Here is a 2,570-nt window from a genome sequence, read left to right on the forward strand (position 1 = left end):
CCGGTTCACCCGCAACTTCGTGGTGCAGTCCACCGCCGCCGAATGGGCGCTGGTATGGATGGCGCACACCCGGCATTTGATCTACTCCGCCGGGCTGCACACCCGCTGCAGGCAGGTCTTCTTCGTCCACGATGAGCTGGTCTTCGAGACCGAAGACGCGCTCGCCGAAGGCTTGGCCCACGCGATCCGCCAGGGCGCCGGCAGGCCGGGCAAACCCTCTTCGGGCAGCATTCCCCGGACTTCCCGGTCAGTGTGGCAACCGTCAAAAGCTACGCGGACGCCAAATAAGCGGTCCTTGGGGGCGCCTAGGCCATCTTGATTTCGCGCGCGGTATCCCAGTGCCGGGTCCAACCCAGTTCATTGAACAGGCGGTCCAGCACGATCGCGGTGAATCCCCAGATGATGCGCCCCTCATAGTCGAACGCGGGGGCGCTGAAGCGCTGCCGGCCACGGCTGACCACGGCGCTGAGCCGGTTGTGCGGGTTGAGCAGTTCGGCCACCGGGGCGCGGAACACGTCCTGGGACTCCCCCGGGTCCACCGGGTAGACCTCGCTCTCCTGCTGCCACCAGCCGATGACGGGGGTGACCAAAAATTGGTGATCGGCAGTTCGGCGTCCGACAGCTGGCCGAGCACCTGGATCCCGTCGGTGCGCACCCCGGTCTCCTCCTCGGCCTCACGCAGCGCGGCGGCTGCCGGCGAATCGTCTTCCGGGTCGATGCCGCCGCCGGGGAAGGCGATCTGCCCGGCATGGTTGCGCAATGTCGCGGCGCGGGTGACAAACAGCAGGTCCAGTTCATCGGCCGGGCTGTCATCGCGCAGCGGACCGGAATCGTGGTGCCCGAAGAGCATCAGCACCGCCGCGCGGCGGGCGGTCGGCGCGTCCACCTGCTGCATCACCCAGTCCCGGGGCATCGACTGCGGGGCCCGGCCGGGTGCGGTGCGTCTTGATGATGGCTTCCAGTTCAGTGCGTGCGCTCATGCTCCCAATCCATATCCCTGGCTGCGCAGTTCGCGGCGGGTGGCTCCTGCCCGCATCTTCTCCAGCAGGTCCTCGCGTCCCGGCGCCAGCTCATACTTAAGTAACTTGCGCGCTTGGCAGGTATTTCCTCCCCGATTCCGTAGGAGGGACACAGCTTGGCCAGCGGGCAGGCCCCGCAGGCGGGGGTGCGGGCGTGGCAGACGCGTCGGCCGTGGAACACCACGTGGTGGCTGAGCATGGTCCAGTCACGCTTTTCAAACAGCGCCCCCACCGCGTGCTCCAGTTTTACCGGGTCGGTTTCGCTGCTCCACCCAAAACGGTTGGCCAGCCTGATGAAGTGGGTGTCCACGGTGATCCCCGGGATCCCGAACGCGTTGCCCAACACCACGTTGGCGGTCTTGCGGCCCACCCCGGGCAGCTTGACCAGCTCCGCCAGTTTGCCCGGCACCTGCCCGTCATGCTGGTCCACCAAGGCGGCGGAAAGCCCCAGCAGGGATTCGGCCTTGGCCCTGAAAAACCCGGTGGGGCGGATCAGCTCCTCCAGTTCGGGCCGCTCGGCCTGGCTCATGGCCTCGGCATCCGGGTAGCGGGCGAACAGTGCCGGGGTGATGGAGTTGACCCGCACGTCGGTGGTCTGCGCGGAGAGCACCGTGGCCACCAGCAGCTCGAAGGGGTTCTCGAAATCAAGTTCCGCGACCGCGTACGGGTAGGTTTCGGCCAGGATCCGGTTCATCTTCCGCGCCCGGCGCTTCAGGGCCAGCGGAGACTCGGTGATACTTTTCATCGACACCCCCTGATCGTGTCACGGCCGGGCTGTTTTTCTGAAGATTACGCACGCTTCGGCGCAGGGCTGCGACCGTTCGGCGCACTTTTCGGGCCTCTGGCGTCCCAAATGGTGGCGCAGTTCACTTTAGCGGCCGCGAAAGGGGTAACTTGGATCACAGGAAACTTTTGTGAATGCCAAGCCGGAAGGGAAGCACACTGATGAGCGAAGCCAAGACCCTGGACAACCTCTCGAACGAGACTCGGTCCTTTGCCCCGAGTGTTGAGTTCGCCGCCAACGCCGTGGCCAACGCCGAACAGTACAAGAGCGCGGACGCGGACCGCCTGGGCTACTGGGCGGACCAGGCGCGCAAGGTGCTGACCTGGGACACCGACTTCACCGAAACCCTGGACTGGTCCGAGGCGCCGGTGGCCAAGTGGTTCGTGGGCGGGAAGCTGAACGCCGCCTACAACGCGCTGGACCGGCACGTGGAGAACGGCCTGGGCGACCGGGTTGCCATCTACTTCGAGGGCGAGCCGGGTGACACCCGCGCCTACACCTATGCGCAGCTGACCGAGGAAGTGAAGAAGGCCGCCAACGCATTTGAATCCCTGGGCGTGGCCAAGCGACCGGGTGGCGGTCTACCTGCCGATGATCCCCGAAGCGTGATCACCATGCTGGCCTGCGCCCGCATCGGCGCGATCCATTCGGTGGTCTTCGGCGGCTTCTCCGCCGACGCGCTGCGCAGCCGCATCGATGATGCGGAGGCCAAGCTGGTGGTCACCGCCGACGGCACCTGGCGCCGCGGCAAGCCCAGCCCGCTGAAG

General features: G+C 66.4%; 2 protein-coding genes and 3 pseudogenes. 2 read left to right on the plus strand and 3 right to left on the minus strand.

What is annotated here, in order from left to right; genetic code table 11:
- A pseudogene (locus tag JCM19049_RS11500) lies at positions 1-319 on the plus strand (hypothetical protein); the annotation flags it as partial.
- Here JCM19049_RS11500 and JCM19049_RS20530 read toward each other — a convergent pair.
- The 3 genes and pseudogenes from JCM19049_RS20530 to nth form a co-directional block, all read right to left on the minus strand.
- Positions 306-590, minus strand: a complete 285-nt coding sequence (locus JCM19049_RS20530) for a hypothetical protein (RefSeq protein ID WP_279403066.1) — start codon at positions 588-590, stop codon at positions 306-308. The pseudogene JCM19049_RS11500 and the gene JCM19049_RS20530 overlap by 14 nt on opposite strands.
- An 83-nt stretch (positions 591-673) precedes the next feature.
- Positions 674-913: pseudogene (locus JCM19049_RS20535) on the minus strand (NUDIX domain-containing protein); the annotation flags it as partial.
- A gap of 63 nt (positions 914-976) precedes the next feature.
- Positions 977-1,764, minus strand: a pseudogene (nth, locus tag JCM19049_RS11510) (endonuclease III).
- A gap of 200 nt (positions 1,765-1,964) precedes the next feature.
- On the opposite strand from nth, the gene JCM19049_RS11515 reads away from it, so the two are divergent.
- Positions 1,965-2,570 (plus strand): acetyl-coenzyme A synthetase N-terminal domain-containing protein (locus tag JCM19049_RS11515; protein ID WP_279403065.1); only part of this gene is annotated, 606 nt, incomplete at its 3' end.

This window comes from Arthrobacter sp. JCM 19049 (genome assembly GCF_001310435.1).